1 protein-coding gene is annotated in these 770 nt (G+C 71.7%); it reads left to right on the top strand.

Annotation, left to right across the window (positions count from 1 at the left end; all coding sequences use genetic code 11):
• Window positions 1-235: 235 nt before the first annotated feature.
• On the top strand, window positions 236-770 hold a 535-nt coding region (locus tag AC27KI_RS26335; protein ID WP_487116816.1), incomplete at its 3' end, for an MFS transporter.

Here is a 770-nt window from a genome sequence, read left to right as displayed (position 1 = left end):
CGGGCGCGGTGCGGCGCTGGGGGCCGGAGCGGGAGTGGAATGGGCGGTGCTTGGCATGATCGCGACAGAAGTTGGCAGTCTATCGTCAACCTGCCGCCGCGCCGCTGCCTAAGATCGCTGCCATGACCTCCCACCGCATCCCCCCACCCCCGCAGCGCCCGCCGGCACGCTGCGCCAGGACGCCCGCACCATCGGCCTCATCGGCCTGGCCCACGGCTCCTCGCATTTCTTTCACATGCTGCTGCCGCCGCTGTTTCCGTTCCTGATCGCGGAGTTCGGCTTCAACTACTCGGAGCTGGGGCTGCTGGTGTCGGTGTTCTTCGTGATCTCGGGCGTGGGCCAGGCGCTGTCGGGCTTTCTGGTGGACCGGGTGGGCGCGCGCCCGATCCTGTTCTTCGCGCTGTCCAGCTTCGCCGTGGCGGGCCTGGTGGCCGGCACGGCGCAGGGCTATGCGGGGCTGATGCTGGCGGCGGCGCTGGCGGGGCTGGGCAATGCGCCCTTCCATCCGGTGGACTTCACCATCCTGAACAAGCGCGTGTCGCCGCAGCGCCTGGGCCACGGCTTTTCGGTGCACGGCATCTCGGGCAACCTGGGCTGGGCCACGGCGCCGGTCTTCATGGCCGGGATCGCCGCGGCCACCGGATCGTGGCGCACCGCCTGCCTGTGCGGGGCCGCGCTGGCGGCGGTGGTGCTGGCCATCATGGTGTGGCAGCGCGACGCGCTCGATGACCGCCAGGGCGCCTGGGCCCACGCGCCCAAGCCCGGCACCG

It is taken from the genome of Acidovorax sp. KPB24-03 (assembly GCF_057546605.1).
The sequence above is the reverse complement of the archived record's forward strand: the minus strand, read 5'-3'. Positions and strand labels throughout refer to the sequence as shown.